This window comes from Lysinibacillus zambalensis, from assembly GCF_040183165.1.
GTDB lineage: Bacteria > Bacillota > Bacilli > Bacillales_A > Planococcaceae > Lysinibacillus > Lysinibacillus zambalensis.
Map to the genome: position 1 here is coordinate 24,704 of NZ_JBEGDG010000016.1, position 23,464 is coordinate 48,167.

At 37.3% G+C, this 23,464-nt stretch carries 21 protein-coding genes; 18 read left to right on the forward strand and 3 right to left on the reverse strand.

Going from position 1 to position 23,464, the window contains the following annotated elements; translation table 11 throughout:
• Positions 1–33: 33 nt before the first annotated feature.
• From ABNX05_RS18375 to ABNX05_RS18430, 12 genes are all read left to right on the forward strand, one after another.
• Positions 34–1,167, forward strand: a complete 1,134-nt coding sequence (locus ABNX05_RS18375) for a CamS family sex pheromone protein (RefSeq protein ID WP_349661041.1) — start codon at positions 34–36, stop codon at positions 1,165–1,167.
• A gap of 391 nt (positions 1,168–1,558) precedes the next feature.
• On the forward strand, positions 1,559–1,846 hold the full coding sequence (gatC, locus tag ABNX05_RS18380) for an Asp-tRNA(Asn)/Glu-tRNA(Gln) amidotransferase subunit GatC (protein ID WP_010857153.1): 288 nt from the start codon (positions 1,559–1,561) through the stop codon (positions 1,844–1,846).
• Positions 1,847–1,870: 24 nt separating this feature from the next.
• Positions 1,871–3,334, forward strand: a complete 1,464-nt coding sequence (gatA, locus tag ABNX05_RS18385; RefSeq protein ID WP_197143595.1) for an Asp-tRNA(Asn)/Glu-tRNA(Gln) amidotransferase subunit GatA — start codon at positions 1,871–1,873, stop codon at positions 3,332–3,334.
• 1 nt (position 3,335) lies between these two features.
• The gene (gatB, locus tag ABNX05_RS18390; protein WP_349661042.1) at positions 3,336–4,763 is read left to right on the forward strand and encodes an Asp-tRNA(Asn)/Glu-tRNA(Gln) amidotransferase subunit GatB; all 1,428 of its coding nucleotides are present in this window, start codon (positions 3,336–3,338) and stop codon (positions 4,761–4,763) included.
• Between the two features lie 355 nt (positions 4,764–5,118).
• The gene (locus tag ABNX05_RS18395) at positions 5,119–5,679 is read left to right on the forward strand and encodes a thioredoxin family protein (protein ID WP_349661043.1); all 561 of its coding nucleotides are present in this window, start codon (positions 5,119–5,121) and stop codon (positions 5,677–5,679) included.
• 124 nt (positions 5,680–5,803) lie between these two features.
• A complete protein-coding gene (locus ABNX05_RS18400) occupies positions 5,804–6,721 on the forward strand; it encodes a diacylglycerol kinase (protein WP_349661044.1) in 918 nt (305 codons plus the stop codon).
• Between the two features lie 554 nt (positions 6,722–7,275).
• A complete protein-coding gene (locus ABNX05_RS18405; RefSeq protein ID WP_349661045.1) occupies positions 7,276–8,622 on the forward strand; it encodes a cytochrome ubiquinol oxidase subunit I in 1,347 nt (448 codons plus the stop codon).
• The gene (locus ABNX05_RS18410; protein ID WP_349661046.1) at positions 8,619–9,644 is read left to right on the forward strand and encodes a cytochrome d ubiquinol oxidase subunit II; all 1,026 of its coding nucleotides are present in this window, start codon (positions 8,619–8,621) and stop codon (positions 9,642–9,644) included. The genes ABNX05_RS18405 and ABNX05_RS18410 overlap by 4 nt, the downstream gene beginning before the upstream one ends.
• 13 nt (positions 9,645–9,657) lie before the next feature.
• On the forward strand, positions 9,658–9,780 hold the full coding sequence (cydS, locus tag ABNX05_RS18415; RefSeq protein ID WP_256469478.1) for a cytochrome bd oxidase small subunit CydS family protein: 123 nt from the start codon (positions 9,658–9,660) through the stop codon (positions 9,778–9,780).
• Positions 9,781–9,947: 167 nt separating this feature from the next.
• On the forward strand, positions 9,948–11,321 hold the full coding sequence (rlmD, locus tag ABNX05_RS18420) for a 23S rRNA (uracil(1939)-C(5))-methyltransferase RlmD (RefSeq protein WP_349661047.1): 1,374 nt from the start codon (positions 9,948–9,950) through the stop codon (positions 11,319–11,321).
• Positions 11,321–11,509 carry a hypothetical protein gene (locus ABNX05_RS18425; protein WP_132363450.1) on the forward strand — a complete coding sequence of 63 codons (189 nt, stop codon included), beginning with the start codon at positions 11,321–11,323 and terminating at the stop codon, positions 11,507–11,509. Before rlmD ends, ABNX05_RS18425 begins: the two co-directional genes overlap by 1 nt.
• Positions 11,510–12,009: 500 nt before the next feature.
• Positions 12,010–12,978 carry a tRNA dihydrouridine synthase gene (locus tag ABNX05_RS18430; protein WP_349661048.1) on the forward strand — a complete coding sequence of 323 codons (969 nt, stop codon included), beginning with the start codon at positions 12,010–12,012 and terminating at the stop codon, positions 12,976–12,978.
• An 88-nt stretch (positions 12,979–13,066) separates the two neighbouring features.
• On the opposite strand, the gene ABNX05_RS18435 is transcribed toward ABNX05_RS18430, so the two are convergent.
• On the reverse strand, positions 13,067–13,264 hold the full coding sequence (locus tag ABNX05_RS18435) for an alpha/beta-type small acid-soluble spore protein (protein ID WP_079562673.1): 198 nt from the start codon (positions 13,262–13,264) through the stop codon (positions 13,067–13,069).
• 206 nt (positions 13,265–13,470) lie between these two features.
• On the opposite strand from ABNX05_RS18435, the gene ABNX05_RS18440 reads away from it, so the two are divergent.
• The 3 genes from ABNX05_RS18440 to ABNX05_RS18450 all read left to right on the forward strand — a co-directional run bounded on the left by ABNX05_RS18440 (position 13,471) and on the right by ABNX05_RS18450 (position 15,509).
• Entirely contained in the window at positions 13,471–13,965 is a 495-nt protein-coding gene (locus ABNX05_RS18440) for a YehS family protein (protein WP_349661049.1), read from the forward strand.
• A gap of 315 nt (positions 13,966–14,280) precedes the next feature.
• The gene (locus tag ABNX05_RS18445) at positions 14,281–14,478 is read left to right on the forward strand and encodes a hypothetical protein (protein WP_079562675.1); all 198 of its coding nucleotides are present in this window, start codon (positions 14,281–14,283) and stop codon (positions 14,476–14,478) included.
• A gap of 350 nt (positions 14,479–14,828) precedes the next feature.
• Entirely contained in the window at positions 14,829–15,509 is a 681-nt protein-coding gene (locus ABNX05_RS18450) for a hypothetical protein (protein WP_349661050.1), read from the forward strand.
• A 91-nt stretch (positions 15,510–15,600) separates the two neighbouring features.
• Here ABNX05_RS18450 and ABNX05_RS18455 read toward each other — a convergent pair whose 3' ends face one another.
• Positions 15,601–17,295, reverse strand: coding sequence for a methyl-accepting chemotaxis protein (locus ABNX05_RS18455; RefSeq protein ID WP_349661051.1), 1,695 nt, complete (start codon positions 17,293–17,295; stop codon positions 15,601–15,603).
• A 343-nt stretch (positions 17,296–17,638) separates the two neighbouring features.
• Here ABNX05_RS18455 and ABNX05_RS18460 point away from each other — a divergent pair, with 343 nt between their 5' ends.
• Positions 17,639–18,505: a copper amine oxidase N-terminal domain-containing protein gene (locus ABNX05_RS18460; RefSeq protein ID WP_349661052.1), complete on the forward strand. Its 867-nt coding sequence runs from the start codon at positions 17,639–17,641 to the stop codon at positions 18,503–18,505.
• Positions 18,506–18,618: 113 nt separating this feature from the next.
• On the opposite strand, the gene ABNX05_RS18465 is transcribed toward ABNX05_RS18460, so the two are convergent.
• The gene (locus ABNX05_RS18465; protein WP_349661053.1) at positions 18,619–19,620 is read right to left on the reverse strand and encodes a M23 family metallopeptidase; all 1,002 of its coding nucleotides are present in this window, start codon (positions 19,618–19,620) and stop codon (positions 18,619–18,621) included.
• Positions 19,621–19,793: 173 nt separating this feature from the next.
• Between ABNX05_RS18465 and ABNX05_RS18470 the strand changes: the two genes are divergently transcribed.
• Together ABNX05_RS18470 and ABNX05_RS18475 are read left to right on the forward strand one after the other, a co-directional pair.
• Complete coding sequence (locus tag ABNX05_RS18470) at positions 19,794–21,059, forward strand: Rossmann-fold NAD(P)-binding domain-containing protein (protein ID WP_349661054.1); 1,266 nt, start codon at positions 19,794–19,796, stop codon at positions 21,057–21,059.
• 231 nt (positions 21,060–21,290) lie between these two features.
• Positions 21,291–23,186 (forward strand): PrkA family serine protein kinase, encoded by a 1,896-nt coding sequence (locus ABNX05_RS18475; RefSeq protein ID WP_349661108.1) that lies wholly within the window; start codon positions 21,291–21,293, stop codon positions 23,184–23,186.
• The last annotated feature ends 278 nt before the right edge of the window (positions 23,187–23,464 follow it).

The following is a 23,464-nucleotide window of genomic DNA, read 5'->3' on the forward strand; positions in this document are numbered from 1 at the left end:
AAATCTGAACATCAGTAAAGGAGTACTAAAATAATGAAGTCATTTCGACTCATTCCAGCAATTATCGCTGCTGCAATGCTAGTCGGCTGTGTGCCTTCGGATAAGAAGGAGACAGAGCTAACACAGGAGACGCAACAGGAAAAAGCGGAAACAACAATTATTCCAAGCTTACAGATTGATAAATCATATTATAGAACGCTAACACCCTATAAAGAAAGTGCTAGCAGGGGATTAGTAGTTTCAAATATTTTTACAAAATATGATATGAAGGAAGTTGAAACAGGTTTAATGCGTCTTTCTCAAAATGAGTTCGACACGGAAAACTATTTCTTCCAAGAAGGACAATATTTAGCGGAAAACACAGTGAAAAATTGGCTTGCCCGTAGTTCAAAAGAGAAGGACGGCTTAAATCCTCCAACGACGGACTCAATGCCGGCAGAGGAACGTGCAACAAAGGCCCCAATCTATTTATCACATATTGTTGAGCAAAATTATTTAACAAAAACTAGTGATAACAAAGTAAAATTAAGCGGTATTTCGATAGGACTTGCCTTAAACTCTATTTATTACTATCAAAAAGAAACGTATGGGGAATACTATGAGAAACCAATTTCGGAGGCAGAACTGATTGAGCAAGGGAAGAAGATGGCCTCAGAAATTGTGTCTCGTCTAAGAACCCAAGATGAATTGAAAGATGTACCGATTGTAGTAGGTTTATTTAAACAAAAAGCGCGTAATGATATTATTCCAGGAACGTATTTTAACTATGGCGTAGCTAAAGCTGGACAAAACGAGGTAACGGATTGGAAAGCTATGGACGAAGAATATGTACTGTTCCCTACGAGTGAATCACAGGATGTATACCGTGATGATAGTAAAAACTTTGAGAATTTTAAACAAGATGTAGATAAGTATTTTTCAAACTATACTAGTGTAGTAGGAACAGGCTTCTACCAAAACAAAAAAATTCAAAAGTTATCGATTGAAATACCCATCCAATTCTTCAGTAAACTTGAAATTATTGGATTCACTCAATATTTAACAGGTGTTCTAATCAATCAATTTAATAACATTCATGTTGAAGTAAGCGTCACTTCAATGAATGGTCCAGAGGCATTAATCGTGAAGAATGCCAACGAAAAAGAACCATACGTCCATATCTATTAAAAATATAGTCAGCCTTGTGCTGACTATATTTTTTTGATGGGATGAATATGGGTTAAAAGCGACGGAAAGAACAATCGAAACGACGGAAAGCCTCCCCGAAATGATGGATAGAAAAGCAAAAATGGATAGACTCCTCAAAGTGACGGATACATAAGAAAGCACAACAACGCGATCGTTGCTCTGCTCACAAAGAGCAAAGTCTTAATGGAAGACTCTAAAAACAGTCCATAAAGACGACACTTCGTCATAGTAGTGAAAGTTTCTTTATTTTTGGTGAAAGTTGTGATTTTTAATATGAAAAATGTTATGATTATTTGCATGGTTAACTTTATTCAACCCTATTGTTATCGACAAAAGCAATGAATTGAATGAGTATTCGGAGGTGTGAAAAATGGCAAAATTAACAAAAGAAGAAGTTAAGCACGTGGCAAACTTAGCACGTCTTGCAATTACGGAAGAGGAAGCAGAGAAATTTGCTGAACAGCTTGGTAAAATTACTGACTTCGCAGAGCAACTAAACGAGTTAGATACAACGAATGTTGAACCAACGACTCACGTTTTACCACTAGTAAACGTAATGCGTGAAGATGTGGCAACAAAAGGTTTAGACCGTGAAGTAATGATGTTAAACGTAAAAGAACAAGAAGATGGTCAAGTAAAAGTACCAGCTATCATGTAATACTAAAACATAGGAGGATTCCTCATGACGTTATTTGAACGTTCAGCGAAGGAGCTACAAGCTGATATTAAAGCGGGTAACTTAACAATCGCTGATTTAACAAAAGAAGCATTCGAACGTGTGGCGAAGCTTGACGGCGATGTACAAGCTTTCCTTGCTTCAAATGAAGAAAAAGCAACTGCACAAGCAGCTGAAATGGATAAAGTACCATTTGAAGAGCGTGGACCACTTTTCGGTCTTCCTATCGGTGTTAAAGACAACATCGTGACAGAAGGCTTAGAAACAACTTGTGCTTCTAAAATTTTAGAAGGCTTTATGCCAATTTACGATGCAACAGTAGTTAAAAAGCTACGTGACGCAGGTATGGTCACTATCGGTAAATTAAACATGGACGAGTTTGCAATGGGTTCTTCAAATGAAAACTCATACTATAAAACAACAAAAAATCCATGGAACTTAAACCACGTACCAGGTGGATCTTCAGGTGCGTCTGCAGCAGCAGTAGCAGCAGGTGAAGTACCATTCTCACTTGGTTCTGATACAGGTGGTTCAATCCGTCAACCAGCTGCTTATTGCGGTGTTGTAGGGATGAAGCCTACATATGGCCGTGTATCTCGTTTTGGTCTAGTTGCATTTGCATCTTCTTTAGACCAAATCGGACCAATTACACGTAATGTTGAAGACAATGCCCTTTTACTTGAAGCAATCGCAGGATTAGATGCTAACGATTCAACTTCTGCAGACGTAGAAGTACCAAACTACGCAGCAGCACTTACTGGTGACGTAAAAGGATTACGTATCGCTGTGCCAAAAGAATTCCTTGGTGAAGGTGTTGGCGAAGCAGCACGTCAATCAGTGCTTGATGCATTAGAAGTATTAAAAGGCTTAGGTGCTACAGTAGAAGAAGTATCGCTTCCTCACTCGAAATATGCACTTGCAGCTTACTATATTCTTTCTTCTTCTGAAGCGTCTTCTAACCTTTCTCGTTTTGACGGTATCCGTTATGGTTTCCGTGCAGAAAACGTTAATAATTTGATGGACCTTTATAAAGAAACACGTGCACAAGGCTTTGGCGATGAAGTAAAACGTCGTATCATGCTTGGTACTTACTCGCTAAGTGCAGGTACGTATGATGCTTACTACAAAAAAGCTCAACAAGCACGTACACTTATCAAAGCAGACTACGACAAAGTATTCGAAGACTTTGACGTAATCATTGGACCAACTTCTCCTACACCAGCATTTAAAATTGGTGAAAACGTTGATGATCCAATGACGATGTATGCAAATGATATTTTAACGATTCCTATGAACTTAGCTGGTGTACCAGCCATCTCAATCCCATGTGGTATTGAAAATGGTCTACCACTAGGCTTACAAATTATCGGTAAATATTTCGATGAAGCAACAATTTACCGTGTAGCTCATGCTTTTGAACAAGCAACGGAGTTCCATAAACAAGTTCCTCAAATTTGGGAGGGAAAATAACATGAACTTTGAAACAGTCATTGGTTTAGAAGTACACGTTGAGTTAAAGACGAACTCAAAAATCTTCTCACCAGCACCAGCTCACTTCGGTGCTGAACCAAATACAAATACTACAGTTATCGACCTAGGCTATCCTGGTGTCCTACCTGTACTTAATAAAAATGTTGTAGATTTCGCAATGCGTGCAGCACTTGCACTAAACATGGAAATCGAACAAGAAACAAAATTTGACCGTAAAAACTACTTCTATCCAGATAATCCGAAAGCTTATCAAATTTCTCAATTCGATAAACCAATCGGTAAAAACGGCTGGGTTGATATCGAAGTAGATGGTTATACAAAACGTATTGGTATTACACGTCTTCATATGGAAGAAGATGCTGGTAAACTGTCTCACAGTGGCGACCACTCTTTAGTTGACTTTAACCGTCAAGGTACACCACTTGTAGAAATCGTTTCTGAGCCAGATATTCGCACGCCAAATGAAGCGTATGCGTATCTTGAAAAAATAAAATCAATCATCCAATATTCAGATGTATCGGACTGTAAAATGGAAGAAGGTTCACTTCGTTGTGACGCCAACATTTCAATTCGTCCATATGGTCAAGAAGAATTTGGTACAAAGACAGAGCTTAAAAACCTTAACTCTTTCAACTATGTTCGCCGTGGTTTAGAGCACGAGGAATTACGCCAAGCAGATGTCCTTCTTTCAGGTGGGGTAATTGAGCAAGAGACTCGCCGCTTCGATGAAAAAACAGGTAAAACAATTCTTATGCGTGTTAAAGAAGGAACAGACGATTATCGTTACTTCCCAGAGCCAGATTTAGTTCGTCTATCAATCGATGATGAATGGTTAGAACGAGTAAAAGCAGAAATTCCAGAGCTTCCAGATGCTCGTAAAAAACGCTATGTTGAAGAATTAGGCTTAACGCCATACGACGCAGGAGTTCTTGTTATTTCAAAAGAAATCTCAGACTTCTTCGAGGCGATGGTAGCTAAAGATGCGGATGCAAAACTTTCAGCAAACTGGCTTATGGGTGATGTTTCTGCATACTTAAATGCAGAACAAAAAGACCTTAAAGATACTGCATTAACGCCAGAAAACCTTGCGGAAATGGTGAAACTAATCACTGACGGTACAATTTCTTCTAAAATCGGTAAAAAGGTATTTGCTGAATTAGTAGAAAATGGCGGTTCTGCAGGAGAAATCGTTAAAGCAAAAGGTTTAGTTCAAATTTCTGATGAAGGTGCATTACTTGCTATCGTTACAGAAGTTCTAGACAACAATGCACAATCAATCGAAGACTTCAAAAACGGTAAGGATCGCGCTATCGGCTTCTTAGTTGGTCAAATTATGAAAGCAACTAAAGGTCAAGCGAACCCACCTATGGTCAATAAATTATTACAACAAGAAATTGCAAAACGTTAATTGCAATTGCAACGGAAGGTCAAGAAAGTAAATTTGCTTTCTTGGCCTTTTATATTTAAAAATTAATACATACTAAAGAATCTTTAGGGGCATCTATAACAATAAATGACCTTTACGAGTAAAGTATAACAGGCTTGATGCTAATTTATAAAAAAGCGCAAGTCTACAAAAATTCTAGATATTTTTTGAGTAGAGGCTGGGCGATTCCAGGAAAAGCTCAGTAGGAACGGAAATAAACTCGATTTTATAGAGAAAAGAACTAAAAAATACCAAATTAGCACTTTATAGTTGTCTAAATGGAGTATTCATAGCAAAATATAGAATAGAACATGATAAAACTTAAGGAGGTCTATCAATGAAAACTGAACAACAATATTTCAATGATGCGATTTCAATTCAACAATATATGGATCATATGACGACGTTAAAAGAGGAAAGCTTCCTTATTTATGATGGTTTCGAAGTGCCATTAAACGATGGCTTTATCGAACTATTGAAGAATAAGCAACCAAAAATATTAACAATTACTGAGGACTGGTGCGGGGACGCAATGTTAAACAATCCAATCATTCGCCGAATTGCAGAGGCAGCAGAACTAGACATGCGCGCAGTATTACGTGATGCGGATACAGATTTGATTGATCGTTATTTAACAAACGGTGGCCGTGCAATTCCAGTTTATATTTTATTAGATGATGCTGGTCAGGTCGTTGGAAAATGGGGACCACGAGCACCAGAATTACAGGAACTAGTAGTTAGTAAACGAGCTACTTTGCCTGATAAAGAAGATCCTACATTTGAAGATGCACAAAAAGCGCTATATGCAGAAATTCGTGAAGAGAATATGACGAATAAATCATATTGGACATATGTTTACGAGGATTTTAAAAAGCAAGTAAAAGCTGCATTGCAATAATTGTAAATCACAAGGCTGCATGTCAGAAAAATGAGGACATGCCTTACTATTGTTGACTTAATGCAACATTTAAAAGAATAATTCGTTGGAAGAAATAGAATCTTATGAAGCAGGAAGGTATGTTATGAAACGAGCAAGAATCATTTATAATCCTACATCTGGGCGTGAAGTGTTTAAAAAGCATCTACCAGAAGTATTGGCAAAATTAGAGGTAGCAGGCTATGAGACATCTTGTCACGCAACAACCTGTGAAGGCGATGCGACCATTGCTGCAAAAAATGCAGTAGAACGTGGCTTTGATATAATTATTGCAGTTGGTGGAGATGGCACATTAAATGAAGTTGTTGCAGGTGTAAGTCCATTTGAGAACCGGCCGAAAGTAGGTTTAATTCCGATGGGCACAACGAATGACTTTGCCCGTGCTGTGCACATTCCTCGAAATATCGAAGCTGCCGTTGACATTATTATTAAAGGGGAATCGTTACCAGTAGATGTTGGTTTATTAAATGGGGAACGCTATTTCATCAATATTGCTGCTGGCGGACGTATTACAGAATTAACTTATGAAGTGCCAAGTAAAATGAAAACAATGCTAGGACAGTTAGCTTATTACTTAAAAGCAGTGGAAATGATCCCATCGATTAAAGCTTCTCACATGCGTATTGAATACGATGGCGAAGTGTTTGATGGGGATGCCATGATGTTTTTATGTGGTTTAACAAATTCGGTGGGAGGCTTTGAAAAACTTGCACCAGACGCAAGTATTAATGATGGCTACTTTACTTTAATCGTATTGAAAAAAGTAAACCTGCCTGAATTTATTCAGCTTGCTGCGATGGCATTAAGAGGCGAGCATTTAAATGATGATCGTGTAATTTATAAAAAGGCAAGTGTCGTCAAAGTATCTACTGAAGATGAAATTCATTTAAACCTAGATGGTGAGTATGGTGGGGACGCGCCTGCAACATTTGAAAACTTAAAGCGTCATATTGAAATTTTTGTTCCACTAGCAGATATGCGTGAGGAAGACCGTATCCAATAAACATAAACAGGACTCTGCTTAATTTTAGGTAGAGTCCTGTTTAATCGAATTTTTGTGGAGATTAATGGTTCATCACTTAAAGTTGTGAGTAACTTTTGATAAAACGTTTACTATGTAAATAAGTTGATCTTCGTTACGGCTGGACGCCCTCAGGAAGCTCTGCGCGAAAGCGAAGCGGCAGCTATAAAGCGCCAAGTCGGAACGGAAATCAACCACACGTTTTGGTGATGATTCATATTAATAGGTTAAAATCCATATATATGAACATTATTATCCTTTAAATGGTATTGTGAATGAATTAAGAAAAATGTTTGGCAAATGTGAGTATAATACTTGAACAAATTTTGAAACCTTTATAATAGGCCGAAATTCCGGTCTATTATAAAGGTTTTTTTCGTTGCAATAGTGGAAAATGGGGTATAGATAAGGGAAAGGAAGTGTTGCCGTTGTATAAGTCACAGGAAAGAAAGCTCATTTGGCTAAGCTTTGGTGTTGCAATTATCATGCTACTTTCCATACTTGGAAGAATATTTGGAGGTTAGGGGGGCAACGAAATGGTGAATGAATCAGCAGTCTTTTGGAGTAGAGCATTAACGGAGCTAACTTTATCGTTCCATATTATTTATGCAACGATTGGTGTTGGTGTCCCATTAATGATTATGATCGCACAATGGACTGGGTATAAAAAGAATGATGAGCACTATATTTTAATGGCAAGACGTTGGGCGCGCGGCTTTGTTATTACAGTTGCCGTCGGAGTTGTAACAGGGACAGCAATTGGCTTACAGTTGTCTTTACTATGGCCGAATTTTATGCAGCTTGCTGGCCAAACGATTGCATTACCACTTTTCATGGAAACGTTCGCATTTTTCTTTGAAGCCATCTTCCTAGGCATCTACTTATATACTTGGGATCGCTTCGATAGTCAGAAAAAGCATATGCTACTATTAATTCCGGTTGCTGTCGGTGCATCAATGTCAGCTGTGTTTATTACAATTGTCAATGCGTTTATGAATGCACCACAAGGATTTGACATTGTGGACGGACAGCTTGTAAATATTCAACCTTTTTTAGCGATGTTTAATCCAGCGATGCCGACAAAGGTGGCACATGTACTCGTTACAGCCTACATGACGGCCGCATTTGTGTTAGCATCCATTGCAGGGTACCGTTTACTTAGAGGTTCTAAGCATGTATACCATAAAAAATCTTTATACCTACTTATGAAGATTGGTCTGATTTTCTCTATTGCAGCAGCGATTATTGGAGACTTTTCAGGGAAATATTTAGCTGAATATCAACCAGAAAAACTAGCTGCAGCTGAGTGGCACTTTGAAACGGGAGATAAAGCCTCTCTTATACTATTGGGTGTATTAGATGGTGAAGAAGTAAAATATGCTATTAAAGTACCTTATGCTTTGAGTGTTTTAGCACATAATAATCCAAATGCAGAGGTAATTGGTTTAGATCAATTTGCAAAAGAAGATCGACCACCGCTGTATATTCATTACCTCTTTGATCTCATGGTGTTTATTGGCATGTTCATGGCACTCGTTTCACTGCTTTATGTGACCGGGAAAGCACGTGATTGGCAGTTTATTCATAGCCGTTGGTTTAGAAGAATTGTTGTTGCAGGTGGACCACTTTCCATTATTGCAATTGAAGCAGGATGGTGGCTTGCAGAAGTGGGACGACAACCTTGGATATTACGTGGATTAATGCGAACACCAGAAGGAGCCACAACGAGTAACCATGTGGATTTAATGCTGGTATTGTTTGCAGGTGTGTATATTGTATTGGGAATAGGAAGTATTGTAGTTTTAGTCCGTATGTTCAAAAAGAATCCAATTGAGCGTGAAATAGAAGATCGCCATGATGAAAAAGGTGGTGACATCTTATGACATTAGAGATTTTAGGTATTTCAGTTTTATGGATTTTCCTATTTGGTTATGTCATTGTAGCTTCAATCGATTTTGGTGCAGGCTTTTTTAATGCCTACAGCCTACTCATCGGAAAAAATCATATATTAACGAATATTATTAAACGTTATTTATCACCTGTTTGGGAAGTAACCAATGTCTTTTTAGTATTCTTCTTTGTGGGGATTGTTGGATTTTTCCCACAAACAGCTTTCTATTATGGAACGATTTTACTTGTTCCAGTTAGTATTTCGCTAGTGCTTCTTGCGATACGAGGCTCCTACTATGCATTTGAATCATATGGCGCGCGTGGACATATCGGTTACACGTTGACGTATGGTATAGCAGGATTACTCATTCCTGCCTCACTCTCTGTTGTATTCGCGATTGCTGCTGGTGGCTATGTTGATCTTGTTGACGGGCAACCAGTCTTGAATTATTGGACGTTGTATAAGAGCCCGTTTGCTTGGAGTATTGTCGTGTTGAGCATTGCAGCTGTACTTTATATTTCAGCCGTGTTTTTAACTTGGTATGCGCATAAAGCTAAGGATCGAGAAGCTACAAATTTAATGCGGAAATACGCACTTGCTTGGGCGATGCCATTAATGGTGAGTGCGCTCGGCATTATGTACGAAATGAAATTTATTAACCCTGAAATTTACAATAACATGGTTAATTTATGGTGGATGTTTGCCATATCTGCGGTGCTGTTTATTATTACTGTAGTGTTTATATGGATGCGAAAAAATTACGGTCTTGCGGTTAGTTTATTGATTGCCCAATTTGCAGTGGCATTCTTCGCATATGGAATCGCCCAATATCCATATTTACTGTATCCGTATTTAACTATTTACGATAGCTTTACAAGTACACAAATGGCGATTGCACTCGTCATTGCGTTTGTTTTGGGACTTTGTCTGCTTATTCCATCACTGTTCTTGTTGTTGAAATTATTCCTTTTCAACAAAAATTATGTGACAGGAAAAGAAGACAATCACGCATAGGAGGGATACAACTATGACAAGTTTTTTGATTTTTTATGCACCATTTATAGTCGTCATTCTAGGTGTAGTTGCTGCTTTCTGGTGGGCACCTAGAGATTACCATACAGTAAGGAAAGAGGGGAAGAGTCGCGAATAGCGGCTCTTTTTTCTACTCATGTAAAGGTGATCAGTTTGAAGAGAGCTTGTCTTACCTGATCAGTCTAGAAGGAGAGCCGACCACATTTGAGCCTAATATGAAGCCAAGTTCTTTTTTCATCCGCCTCAACATGCTACAATAAAGAGATTGAAATGGAGGATGTACGAATGTCAGCACCCGTGAAAAAGAATGACCGACTAACAGTTTATATAGAAGATTTAACACATGATGGCAATGGCGTCGCAAAGGTCGATGGCTATCCATTATTTATCCAAGGTGCACTTCCTAGTGAAACGGCGGAAGTACATGTTGTAAAAACGTTAAAAAACTATGGCTTTGCAAAGGTCGTAGAAATTCTCGAACCATCATCAGATCGTGTAGATGCGCCTTGTGAATATTTTAAACAATGTGGCGGCTGCCAATTACAGCACCTGTCTTATGAAGGACAGTTAAAATGGAAAGAAAACATGGTGCGTAATGTTATGCAGCGCATTGGAAAAATTGATGCGCCTGTTCTACCAGTGAAGGGCATGGAAGAGCCTTGGCATTACCGTAATAAAGCGCAAATACCTTTCTCCTCAAATGAAGCAGGACAAGCAATTGCTGGTTTCTACAAAACGAAGTCTCATAGCATTGTGGATATGGAGCGATGCTTAATTCAGACTGGAGAAGCGGACGCTATTCTTGCAGGTTTGAAAAAGGAACTGGCGGCAATCGGTGTTCGACCATACAACGAATTATCGCATGGGGGAATGCTGCGCCACGTAGTTGTTCGTAAGGCACGAGCAACTGGTGAAGTGATGGTTGTTCTCGTAACTAAAAAGAAAAAATTCCCGCAAAAAGATGCTGCTGTTGGGACAATCCAGAAGCTTGTCCCGAATGTCACATCGATTATGCAAAACGTTAATAGCGACAAAACGAACGTTATTTTCGGTGATGAAACCGTAAATTTGTGGGGCAAGGACGTTATTATTGATACAATTGGCGATGTTCGCTTTGAAATTTCAGCCCGTTCATTTTATCAAGTAAACCCTGAGCAAACGGAAGTTCTATACAAACAAGCATTAGACTACGCAAACTTACAAGGCGATGAACGAGTAATTGATGCTTACTGTGGTATCGGCACAATTTCATTATTCCTTGCACAACAAGCAAAGGCTGTTATGGGTGTAGAAATTGTCCCACAAGCGATTGAAGATGCAAAACGAAATGCAGCACTAAATGGGTTTACAAATACGTATTTCGAGGCTGGGCCAGCAGAAGAAGTCATTCCACGTTGGTATAAGGAAGGCAAAGAAGCGGATGTTTTAGTAGTTGATCCACCACGCAAAGGCTGCGATGAGGCGCTTCTTCAGACGATTTTAGAGCAACGTCCTAAGCGTGTTGTTTATGTGTCCTGTAATCCAGCTACACTTGCACGTGACCTTCGAATTTTGGAGGATGGGGGCTATCAAACACAGGAGATTCAACCTGTGGATATGTTCCCGCATTCGACGCATGTGGAGGTTGTTACGAAACTAACTCTAAAGGAGCGATCATAATGGACGCAGCAAAAAAATGGCTCTCTATCCCGAAAGATATCAGAGAAATGCTCGTGAAAAACGTATTTTGTGGCAATTGTGGTGTAACGACAATTGTGAAGTACACGATACAAGAGGGAGAATATGCCCCTGTATTGAAGGGGAAGTGCAAGACTTGTGGTAGGGATGTTGCTCGGGTGATTGATTAGTAAATGATAGAACTCTGAAAGGATGGAGTGAATATTCCATCCTTTTTGTGTAAGCATGGAAGGGTTTTGGTGGAATCTTATGCTTAAATAGAAGAGGTTACTTTTGATATATGTGATGAAAATTATACACCTCATAATTGGTATCAGAACATTATAATAGGCAGTTCAAGAACGTGGGTTTGATATCAAAGGGTTATAATTCGATTGCTTTATGATAAATTAACCGTTATCTTGAATTGCTTTTTTATGTTTTTGGAATAAAGTGTCCACTATTCGGGGTTCAGTTCAAAAAACTATGCCATCTACTTTTTGTTTATAAGGACCGACTTTCGTTAAAATAAACATAGCTGATTTTTACAAATTATAAATGTCATATGTATTTGTGTTTGATAATCAGTTATTGAGCATGATATAAGTGTAAAAGAAGAGGAACATTCGGCTTTATATTTTATGACCGAGAGTTTAAAGTTGTATCCATATTGAGAGGAATTGAGTTTGAAATGATAGATAATTTTTGGCGTGATTTACCACGACCATTTTTTGTACTTGCACCAATGGAAGATGTGACGGATGTTGTTTTTCGTCATGTAGTAAGTGAAGCCGGTAAACCGGACGTATTTTTCACAGAGTTTACAAACTCGGATAGCTATTGTCATCCAGAGGGCATGAAAAGTGTGAGAGGCCGTTTGACTTTTACAGAAGATGAACAGCCAATGGTGGCACATATTTGGGGAGACAATCCCGAATATTTCCGTCAAATGAGTATTGGTATGGCGGAGCTAGGTTTTAAAGGCATCGATATAAATATGGGTTGTCCTGTCCCGAATGTAGCATCGAGAGGGAAAGGTAGCGGCCTTATTTTGCGTCCAGACGTTGCGGCAGAGCTTATTCAAGCGGCAAAAGCAGGAGGACTACCTGTCAGCGTGAAAACACGACTTGGCTTTAAAGAGGTAAATGAGTGGGAGGAGTGGCTGACGCATATTTTAAAACAAGATATTGCGAACCTTTCTATTCATTTACGTACAAGAAAGGAAATGAGCCAAGTAGATGCACATTGGGAGCTAATTCCGGAAATCAAAAAATTACGTGACCGTATCGCACCAAATACGTTGCTAACAATCAATGGAGACATTCCTGACCGTCAAACTGGGCTGCAGCTTGCTGAACAATATGGCATTGATGGCGTTATGATCGGGCGAGGTATTTTTAAAAATCCTTTTGCTTTTGAAAAAGAGCCGAAAGAGCATAGTAGTAAAGAGTACCTTGATCTTTTAAGACTGCAGCTGGATCTTCAAGATCAATATACGGAAGTACTACCACGTTCAATCTCTGGGCTTCATCGCTTTTTCAAAATTTACGTCAAAGGATTCCGTGGAGCTGGTGAATTAAGAAATCAATTGATGAACACGAAATCAACAGATGAAGTGCGTGCATTGCTTGATAATTTTGAATCAAAAAATGTTGATTGAGATGTAAGGGTAGAATGATGTAATAGCAAAAACATGAAAGAACGAATTCCAATTAAATAAAAGGGATTCGTTCTTTTTGAAATTATTATTATAATAAACCTTTTGAACGTTTTTCAGCCATTTCTACAAGGCGTTTTGTAATTTCTCCTCCGACTGAACCGTTTGCACGAGAAGAGGCTTCTGGCCCTAATTGTACATTAAATTCTTGTGCGATTTCATACTTCAATTGAGTAACAGCTTCATGTACACCAGGAACTAGAAGTTTATTTGAACTACGATTAGCCATTTTTCTCACCTCCTTGTGATTAGAATGGTCGAGAGTTGGCTAATCATACATTTAAAAAAGTAAAATGCGCATTCTAAATACTATAATAAAGTAACTTTTGGAAAGCTAACTAAAATTGTGAATGTCTCTGCTATAATAAAGTAATGCTTCAATCTTGAATATACGATTGTTAGAAGCGCTTTACAGTTAAAATGGAGGTTTTTTAAATGACGAACAATGATATTTTAATTCGTTTAAGATATGCATTAGATATCAAAAATAAAGATATGGTTGAAATTTTTAAGCTAGGTGGTATGGACTTTACGAAGGAAGAAGTATTGAACATGCTTATTAAAGTTAATGATGAGGAAGAAGCACCAGAAGAATACATCAAATGTAATAATAAAATGGTAGAGGCTTTTTTAAATGGATTTATTACATTTAAACGAGGTCCGCAAAAGCCTAAATCTGGTCAGCCAGAAGGACCACCGCCTGTTTCAGGAAAAGAAAGCCCTAATAATATGCTATTAAAGAAAGTGAAGATAGCGTTAGCCTTAACGAGTGAGGAGATGCTCAATATTTTATATGATGGTGGCGTTAACGTCTCGAAAGGCGAATTAGGCGCCATTTTAAGAAATCCAAGCCATCGTAACTATAAAGAATGTGGCGATCGCTTTGTAAGGAATTTTTTAAGAGGGTTAACATATAAATATAGAGACTGAAATGGCTCGAACTAAAATATATTATTGATTAAAAAGAAGCGTGAAGTTCGCAACGCTCTATTGATTTTAGTCAAGTGGAAATTTAAGTGAATAGCCAATGAATTATTCATGAACAATGCAGCTGCAATTTTGTAGCTGCTTTATTTATGAGGTTTTTACGTAAATATCTATAATAAGGCGAAAAATTTCTGTAAAAAGCACGTTTTTCTTAGTTGAATGTAGTTGACAATTTGTGGCGGAATTGTGTACACTGAAATTGACATAAAGTTGTCACAAAGATGGAAAATAAATGTTCACGAACAGAGGGGTGCTTTTATGTTCAGTTTAAAAATTTTATTAGTTGCTATCGCATGTGTTACTATCCCACTTGTTGTTGCTGCAATTATGATAGACATTTTTTATGCAGAAAAGAAACAAGTTCGTTTTTCATTACGCCGTACATCGATGTGGTATGCGAGTATGTTTGCGGTGTCATTTATACCGGCAGTTTTAGTCATGACACTAAACGGATAAGTATTTTTAATATGAATAATCATTTAGGGGTAATTGATTATTTTAAATTATAGTAACAGCTACAATATTATGTTGTAGCTGTTTTAACTTTTTAAGGAAATATCTTTTGTAGCGAAAACAATGCGTCGCCTCGGAGTAGAAATCAACCTTTGCTTATTGATTTACATTATTTTATCTTTATTTTTATGTCGACAAGCTGACACGAAAGCATGGATGAAAAATCCGTTTCATGATAGTAGCGCAAATAATTCCTATAGAAATTAAGAATGAAAAGATAATCGTTAGAATAAAATTTCTATTAATATGGATGAAATAATCCTATCGATTATCTTTTTGAGGGTGGGAGATGGATGAAAACCTTTTTTATTTTATTTCTTGGGATGATCTATATATTATTAGCAAATTCAGTCGAAACGGCTATATTTAGTAAGGTATATTTTTTAATTGGCTTAGGATTAGTAATAGCGGGAATTTTTCGGTATGTGAAAGAACGATTTATTTATATCAATACATTAAATGAAATGAAAGAGGCGAGTGAGGAGGAGCTTATGGCTATCCCTCATACACAGTGCATCATCTCAAATGATTGTTTAAGTGCTTTATTATTAAATGAACCTACAAATACACTTATCCTAGCAAGTAGAGAAGATTTAGAAAAAGATTTGATAAAAAAAGAAATTCCATTCGGAAAAATATATGAAGTAGCTATAGTAGAGGACGACATGTACATTGCTAGGACGAGCAATAACTTCATAAGTGGTTTATTACTTGGTGAAGATATGGATATAGAAGAAGAGGAATTAGGCGAAGAGGACTCTGAGTCTGACACTATGTCTTCGCTGACGTTGAAAATTGTAGCTGATAATTTATCTGACCCCATTTTAGAATTTGTTTTTATGGATAACAGTGAGCCTCTATCAAGAGAAGAGGATGAGTATCAAGAAGTGCTGGAGCTTTGTGAGGAATGGTTTCAGAAGATTAGCGTGATAATTAATCGCTATGAGCTGGAGAGGGTACCAATTAGGCATTAGTATTAATGTGAAAAAAGCTATCTCGACCGTAATGTCGAGATAGCTTTTTTAAGTGGAATCGCCCTGAAGTGATCAGGTATCACCTTGAACCTTAAATTTTAAATTGCTGTAATTGGCTATTTAGTTCTTCAGCCATATTAGCGAGATGATTTGCACCCCTTGAAATTTCCTCCATAGTAGCAGCTGTTTCCTCTACAGTAGCTGTTGTTTGTTCTACACCAGCTGCAGACTCTTGTGAAATAGAAGCCATTTCATCGATGGAGACATTGATGGATTCGGAATTTTGAGCGACTTTATTTAAATTGCTTGAAATAGTATTTATGTTAAGAATCATTTCCTCAACAGCTTCCGAAATTTGTTCAAATGTTTCATTTGTTTGATTTAGTTGTACAGTTCCTCTTTTTACTTCCTCGTAGCCGGATTGTAGAGCGGTTGTTACATTGCCAGTTTCACCTTGTATTCGGTTGACGATTGTTGAAATATCTGTGACAGAGAACTGTACTTCTTCTGCAAGCTTCCGAACTTCATCGGCTACAACTGCAAAACCTTTTCCGTGCTCACCTGCGCGAGCTGCTTCGATGGCAGCGTTTAAGGCCAGTAAATTTGTTTGATTTGAAATATCATCAATGACAGAAACAAGCTTGGAAATTTCCGCAGACTGCACATTTAAGCCTTCAACTTTTTTCACTGAATCTAAAACAATTTCATTAATGGTTGTCATTTGTTGTGTTGATTGTACCATTAAGCCTTTACCTGTAGTTGTTAGTTCTTGTACATGATTTGAATGCGTTTTTAATTCAATGCCTTCTTGTGTTGTTTCATGAATACTACGTTGGAAAGAAGTCATTGTTTCGGCTAAATCACCGGCAGTAGATGCTTGTGTTTCAGTGCCAGAGGCTAGCTCCTGCATTGTTACGGTAATTTGCTCTGTACCTGATTGTACTTCATTAGCCGATTGGGCCAGCTCTTCGCTACTAGCTGCTACAGTTTCGGAAACAGTATGGATGGAGCTTATCGTTTGCTTTAACTTTTCATTCATATTATTTGCGGAAAGCATTAATTGACCAATCTCATCTCGATGAGTTATTGGAAGTGGTTCATGTTGTAGATTGCCATCTGCTAATTCGCTCATGCGTTTTGAGACAGTTGTAATAGGTTTAGAAATATTGCTAGCAGTAACAATAGCGATTAGGATACCTGCGATTGTCAATACAATGCTCACAATTAGTCCAACTGTTTTATTGCTTAAACTTGTTGAAACTACGTCATCTCCTACCTTAGTAATGGCATCTGAGCGTTTATCGGCCAATTCTTCATAACCAACACGAACATCGATTACAAGATTATTGATAGCTGTTAAATTTTTTAATGCTAATTCTCTATCCCCTTTTTTATAAACGTCGAATACTTCGGTATTTACGCGATTGCTCCATGTACGTGCCATTTCTACTAGAGCCTCACGCTCAGGTGTATTTTCGTATTTCTCTACAATCCCGTTATTTTCCTCTGCGATTTTACGATATTCATTAAACATTTCTATGTATTTTTCATCACCAGTTACAACATAACTTAAAGCTGCAGAGAGACGAACACTCATAGACATTGCTAAATCTTTACTTGCCGTTAAGACTTGTAAATCTTCTTTTACTAAACCTTCTGCTTGTTTTTCCATCTTATTATTAGAAATATACGTATAGGCTGTAAAACAAACAACTAATACGATCAAAAGAAGAAATGCACTTAAAATTCGTGCTTTAAGTGTTTTAAACTGATAAATTCCCTTCATCTTTTCCCATCCCTTTATTGTTCATTTTCAATGTAGAACTGTAAAAAATTGAAATAATAATTGTTATAGTACAAATATATTTTATAACTAATTAGATATATACATAAGCCCTTTTAATGGAAAAATTTAAAAATGGTTTTTTAGTACAATAACAAATCCTAGTTATGAATGATAGATAGTTAAATATATACGTCTAAATAGAAATTCTGATGTTTTTTTAATGCTTTTATGTATTTATACCTAACTGAGGAGCTTCTTTTAAATCGCTGTTATTATTATCCATATTTTAGTTTGAATGGTATAATTGTTCCGAAAAACAATGCGATTATAGGAGGGATATGGTATGAACAAATGGTTCAAAATAATAGGCTTCGTGATATTTGTGAGCTGTATTGGCAATACTTCAGCATATGCGACTTCCTCTACTTCTCTTTTTGTCAACGGTAAAGCTGAGTATGACTTTATTACGCTTGAAGGAAGAACAATGGTTAAACTAAGGTCTCTGAGCGACCCATCATGTCCTGTGCTCGCTTATAATCCTAAGAACGGTGTCGTCACGATTCAAAATAAAGATAAGAGTAAGAAAGTACAGCTTGTGGCAGGAAAAAAGACAGCTACAGTTAATGGGAAAACAATAAAATTAGATGCTGCAGTAGTAAATAAAAACGGTAGCACTTATGTGCCAATTCGTTTCATTAGCGAGACACTTGGCGGTTATGTTTATTACAATAATAAAGATAAACGGGTCATTGTCCGTACACCTGCGGGTCAGGAAGAATACGAGACACTGATGCGCGGGGATCTCACGAAGGCGCGTCATATTGTGCTCGGACTAGAAAAACTAACAGATGAAGCGCCGCCTTTACATGCTGGAGAAGGGTATAATTACTCCTATTACACGTTTCCAGAAGGAGAAGCATTGCGTTTCACGCTGAATCTCGCCGGCTATAGCGATGCTTATTATGAAGTGAATAATGAAGGTCTGGCAGTCATTAAATGGCAGAAGGATGATGTGGCTGAACGAGAGTGGGGGGCGAAACCAACCTTTAAAAGCTATGTTTATTTCTTGAACGAGTATATGGCTGGCTTATTCACTTATGGAATTGTAGACGCTCAGGGCAAAGATACGGAGCTGGGAAAAATCCATCCGGATAATAGCAACAACCTAGTTCTACAAATTGAAGGGGAGAAACGAACGGATCAGAGGTAGAAAGATTGTGGTAAATTAGCGACTGAAGCTCACAGAAGCTTTAGAAATTATCGGATATATGTAACTAAAAGAAGGATGGATAAAGTCAATTTTATCTATCCTTCTTTTTTTAATTACTGTTTTTGCTTTGCTTTTTTTGCTTGTCGTTCCCATTGTAGTAATGATGGATATGGATCAAATGCCCATTCTGTACGTCCGTTGAATTTATAGATGCCGTAGTGAAGATGAGGCGGGAATTTTCCAGACGTTCCTTCTTTACCGTAACCAGAGCTACCAACAGTACCGAGAACAGTTCCAGGTTCGACAAGGTCTCCTACTTTAATTTTCTTATTATAACTACCGAGATGGGCATAATAATGATAGGAGTTATGATTATCTCGAATTCCTATACGCCAACCACCGAATTGGTTCCAGCCCTTTATTTCCACTACTCCATAAGAGGTAGATAGCACTGGAGTACCATAGCTAGCGAAAACATCTGTGCCTTCATGAATACGGCGTCCACCCCAGCCCCTATTGTCACCCCATGTACTTCGATAGCTGTAATCGTAATTAGTAGGGAGTGGGAAAGTGTGATCGTCAAGCTCTGTTGTTTTGAAATGACTATACATTTTGGAAATGGTAAAGATTTGATTTACGGCCTGTTCGCTTCCGTAATACTCCCATAAAGCTAATTTAAAGTCTTCATCAGTTGATCCAAATTTGCTTAAAAAAGTAGCCATGGAGAATATTGTATCGATATCATCCTTTGGACTGGCAACTCCATCACCGTTGCCATCTAGCCCCATCCCACCAAAGTAACTAATGGTTTCTGGACGAGTATCATCTCTGACGGGATTTAAAGCACCTGACCAATATTCATCAGAAAATTGAATGGAAATAATACCATCCCGTTTCGGAATATCTTTACGAACTGATTGCAAATTGCGTTCATATTGGTCAATTGCTGCTAAGAAATGCCACGGGATAAGTAATTCGTCAAATTGTACGTAATGGGCCATACGTTGCTGCACAATTTCTTCTTGTGTGGGCTCTTCTTTTGCGAACGCAACAGTGGGGAGAGTAAAACTCCATAATAACATCCATGATAAAAGGAATATAAAATGGCGATTCAATAGTGGACCTCCTTTCTACAGTTAGAATAACCGAAAAAAATTTTTTCATAAGTCAGTTTATACACTGTAAATAATCATAAAATGTCAATCTATTAATGCTTATTTAATAGATTACTACCTAAGGCAAATGCTTTCTAATACATATGCTATTTATACGAAAGCGAGGTTATAGAATGGTAGTATATAACAACTCTATTACGATTCTAGGTAGTTGTGGAGGTGTTGCAAAAGCAGTACTTGCGATATTAAATAAAACAGTTCAAGACAAGTCTGATTCTATTAATCCAATCATCGAAAAAAGCTTAATTCATTTAGTAGACAAGAGGGAAATTGATCAGAAGTCTCTTGCGCATCTATATCCAAATTTAAGAAATCAGCTTGTCGTTCATCAATTTGATTTAATTGATCAACCGATATTAATGGAACATCTGAAAAAAACAAATACTACTGTTGTCATTGACGTTTCTTGGGCGGATACAGTGGAAATGATGCAATGTTGTGATAATTTGGGTATTAATTATATAAATACAGCTTTAGAAAATCCATTTATAGATGAAAATGAGGAATTGTATGAGGGCTTTGGTTTAATTGAAAGGATTAGGCATTTAGAAAAATACAAAGATGAAATTTCAAATGCTGTTGCAATAGTTTGCTCTGGCATGAATCCTGGTGTTGTACAATGGATGACATTTGAATTACAAAAGGAAGTAAACGATGATTCATTATTGGCCTGCTATATTGTTGAGCATGATACTTCTTTCTTTAAGGATAAAAGCAAAGCCAAGAAAAATGTTATTTATACAACTTGGTCACCAGAATGTTTCTTAGATGAAGCCATAATGAGCTATCCTATGTTCATGAGTCAAAGAACTCCACTTTTTCTTTATGAAAAAGTATATGATTTAGAATTTAAGGTGAATCTAGGGGATAAACAATTTTTTGGCTGTTTAATGCCTCATGAAGAGGTGTATAGCTTAGGGAAAATGTTGAATGTGGAAAGTGGGTTCCTATATAAAGTCAATGACCATACGACAGAGTTAATAGTATCTAATATCGATGATTTAGATAATTTATGGGATTTTAAAATGGAGGTGCTTGATCCACATAATGCTCCATTAGAAGGAGAGGATTTATGCGGTGTTCTGCTTGTCTATAAAGATCGTGAGAAATTTATGTACAATGTTATGAAAAACGAAGAGATCTTTTCTCAGTATCAAACGAATGCTACGTATTTTCAAGTTGCATGTGGTGTCTATGCATCTTTAGCTGTCGTACTAATGGATGAAATTGAAAAAGGTGCTTATTATGTTGATGAACTATTGAAAAACACAACAAATCAGTTTGGTAATTATTTAACTTATTATATGAAGGATTTTGTCATAGGCGAAAATAATCAGTCGGATGGATTATTATTAGAACGAATTAGGAGAAAGCGTTAAAACTAAATAATTTTAATCCATCTACTGGATATAATGTAGGTGGATTTTTTTATCTTCATTCTGGGCAATAAGTTGATTTTTCAAAGTAAAGCCCTTTTAAAACCCCTTAGTAAATGGTGTAATTAGGCATTTTACATAGAAATCTTTAAAGAATGCAAAAAAGTATTGGGTATCATAATGTCATTTCCTTCATACTATGTTATAAATCAAGCCCTGAATGGAGGGAAGGCTATTAACATTTTAGATAAAGTGAAAAGCTATCGCGAAGAAGAAAATCGGCTAAAGTGGGAAGGTACATTTGCAGATTACTTAAACATCATCAAGGAAAGACCTGAAGTCGCTCAAACAGCCCATTCACGCGTCTACAATATGATAAAGAATAGTGGTGTAGAGGAACGCGATGGGCAAAAAATGTACGAATTTTTTGGGCAAGAAATTTTTGGGCTTGAAACAGCAATTGAAAGACTGGTGGAGGAATATTTCCATCCAGCAGCACGAAGATTGGATGTTAGAAAACGTATTTTGTTATTAATGGGACCAGTAAGTGGTGGTAAATCAACAATAGTGACCTTGTTGAAACGCGGACTTGAGCAATTTTCGCGAACAGATGAAGGCGCGGTTTTCGCAATTAAAGGATGTCCAATGCATGAAGATCCTCTACATTTAATTCCACATCATTTACGTAATGAATTTTACGAGGAGTATGGTATACGAATTGAAGGAAGTTTATCGCCTTTAAATACGATGCGTCTTGAAAAGGAATATGATGGACGGATTGAAAATGTGATGATTGAACGTATTACTTTTTCAGAAGACAAACGTGTAGGCATAGGGACATTTACACCATCAGATCCTAAATCGCAAGATATTGCTGATTTAACAGGTAGTATCGATTTTTCAACAATTGGCGAATTTGGTTCAGAATCTGACCCTCGTGCTTATCGTTTTGATGGTGAGCTGAATAAGGCAAATAGAGGTATGATGGAATTCCAAGAAATGTTAAAGCTTGATGAAAAATTCTTGTGGAATTTATTATCTTTAACGCAGGAGGGTAATTTTAAAGCAGGTCGATTTGCGTTAATTAGTGCAGATGAGTTAATTGTTGCGCATACAAACGAAACGGAGTATCGCTCATTTATTTCAAATAAAAAGAATGAAGCATTACATTCACGTATTATTGTGATGCCGATTCCGTATAACTTAAAAGTTAGTCAGGAAGAATTGATTTACGAAAAAATGATTAAAGAAAGCGATATGTCCCATGTTCATATTGCACCACATGCATTAAAGGCCGCAGCAATCTTTTCGGTTCTAACAAGACTGGAAGTACCGAAAAAACAAGGTGTGGATCTTATTAAAAAAATGCGACTGTACGACGGAGAAAATGTGGAGGGATTTAATTCCGTTGACTTAGAGGAACTTAAAAAAGAGTTTCCTAACGAAGGCATGAACGGTATTGATCCACGGTATATTATTAATCGTATTTCTTCTGCTATTATCCGAAAAGAGGTACCATCCATTAATGCGTTAGATGTTCTGCGTGCACTAAAAGATGGGCTTGACCAGCATGCTTCGATTTCTCAGGAAGATCGAGAAAAATATATGAACTATATTGCCGTTGCTCGAAGAGAGTATGATGAAATTGCGAAGAACGAAGTGCAAAAAGCTTTCGTTTATTCATATGAAGAGTCTGCAAAAACATTAATGAATAATTATCTTGATAATGTAGAAGCGTTTTGTAATAAAAATAAAATTTTAGATCCATTGACTGGTGAGGAAATGAATCCAGATGAAAAATTAATGCGCTCTATCGAGGAGCAAATTGGCATTTCGGAAAATGCGAAAAAAGCATTCCGTGAGGAGATACTCATTCGTATTTCTGCTTATGCTCGAAAAGGTAAGCGTTTTGACTATAATTCTCATGAAAGATTACGAGAGGCAATACAGAAGAAACTATTTGCGGATCTCAAGGATGTCGTGAAAATTACAACATCTTCAAAAATGCCAGATGAATCACAGCTGAAGAAGATTAATGAAGTTGTAGCGAGACTTGTTGATGAACATGGCTATAATCCAACATCTGCTAATGAATTATTGCAGTATGTAGGAAGTCTGTTAAATCGTTAATAATTTTGACCTATTCAGAGGAAATTATAAGACTATTGATAGGAGTGAATAGGAGTGTCCATTTAAGGGCACTCCTTTTATCTTCATTCAGTGGGTGTCCAAACACTACTGAAATAGAGGAACTCGCCATGTCCTGTGGCAAATTTCTGTGCGACGGCAACGAGTTTATCTGTGCGAAAGCGAAGCGACAGCAACAACGAGTTTATCTGTGCGAAAGCGAAGCGACAGCAACAACAAGGTTTTATCTGTGCGACAGCGACAACAACAATTACGTCAAG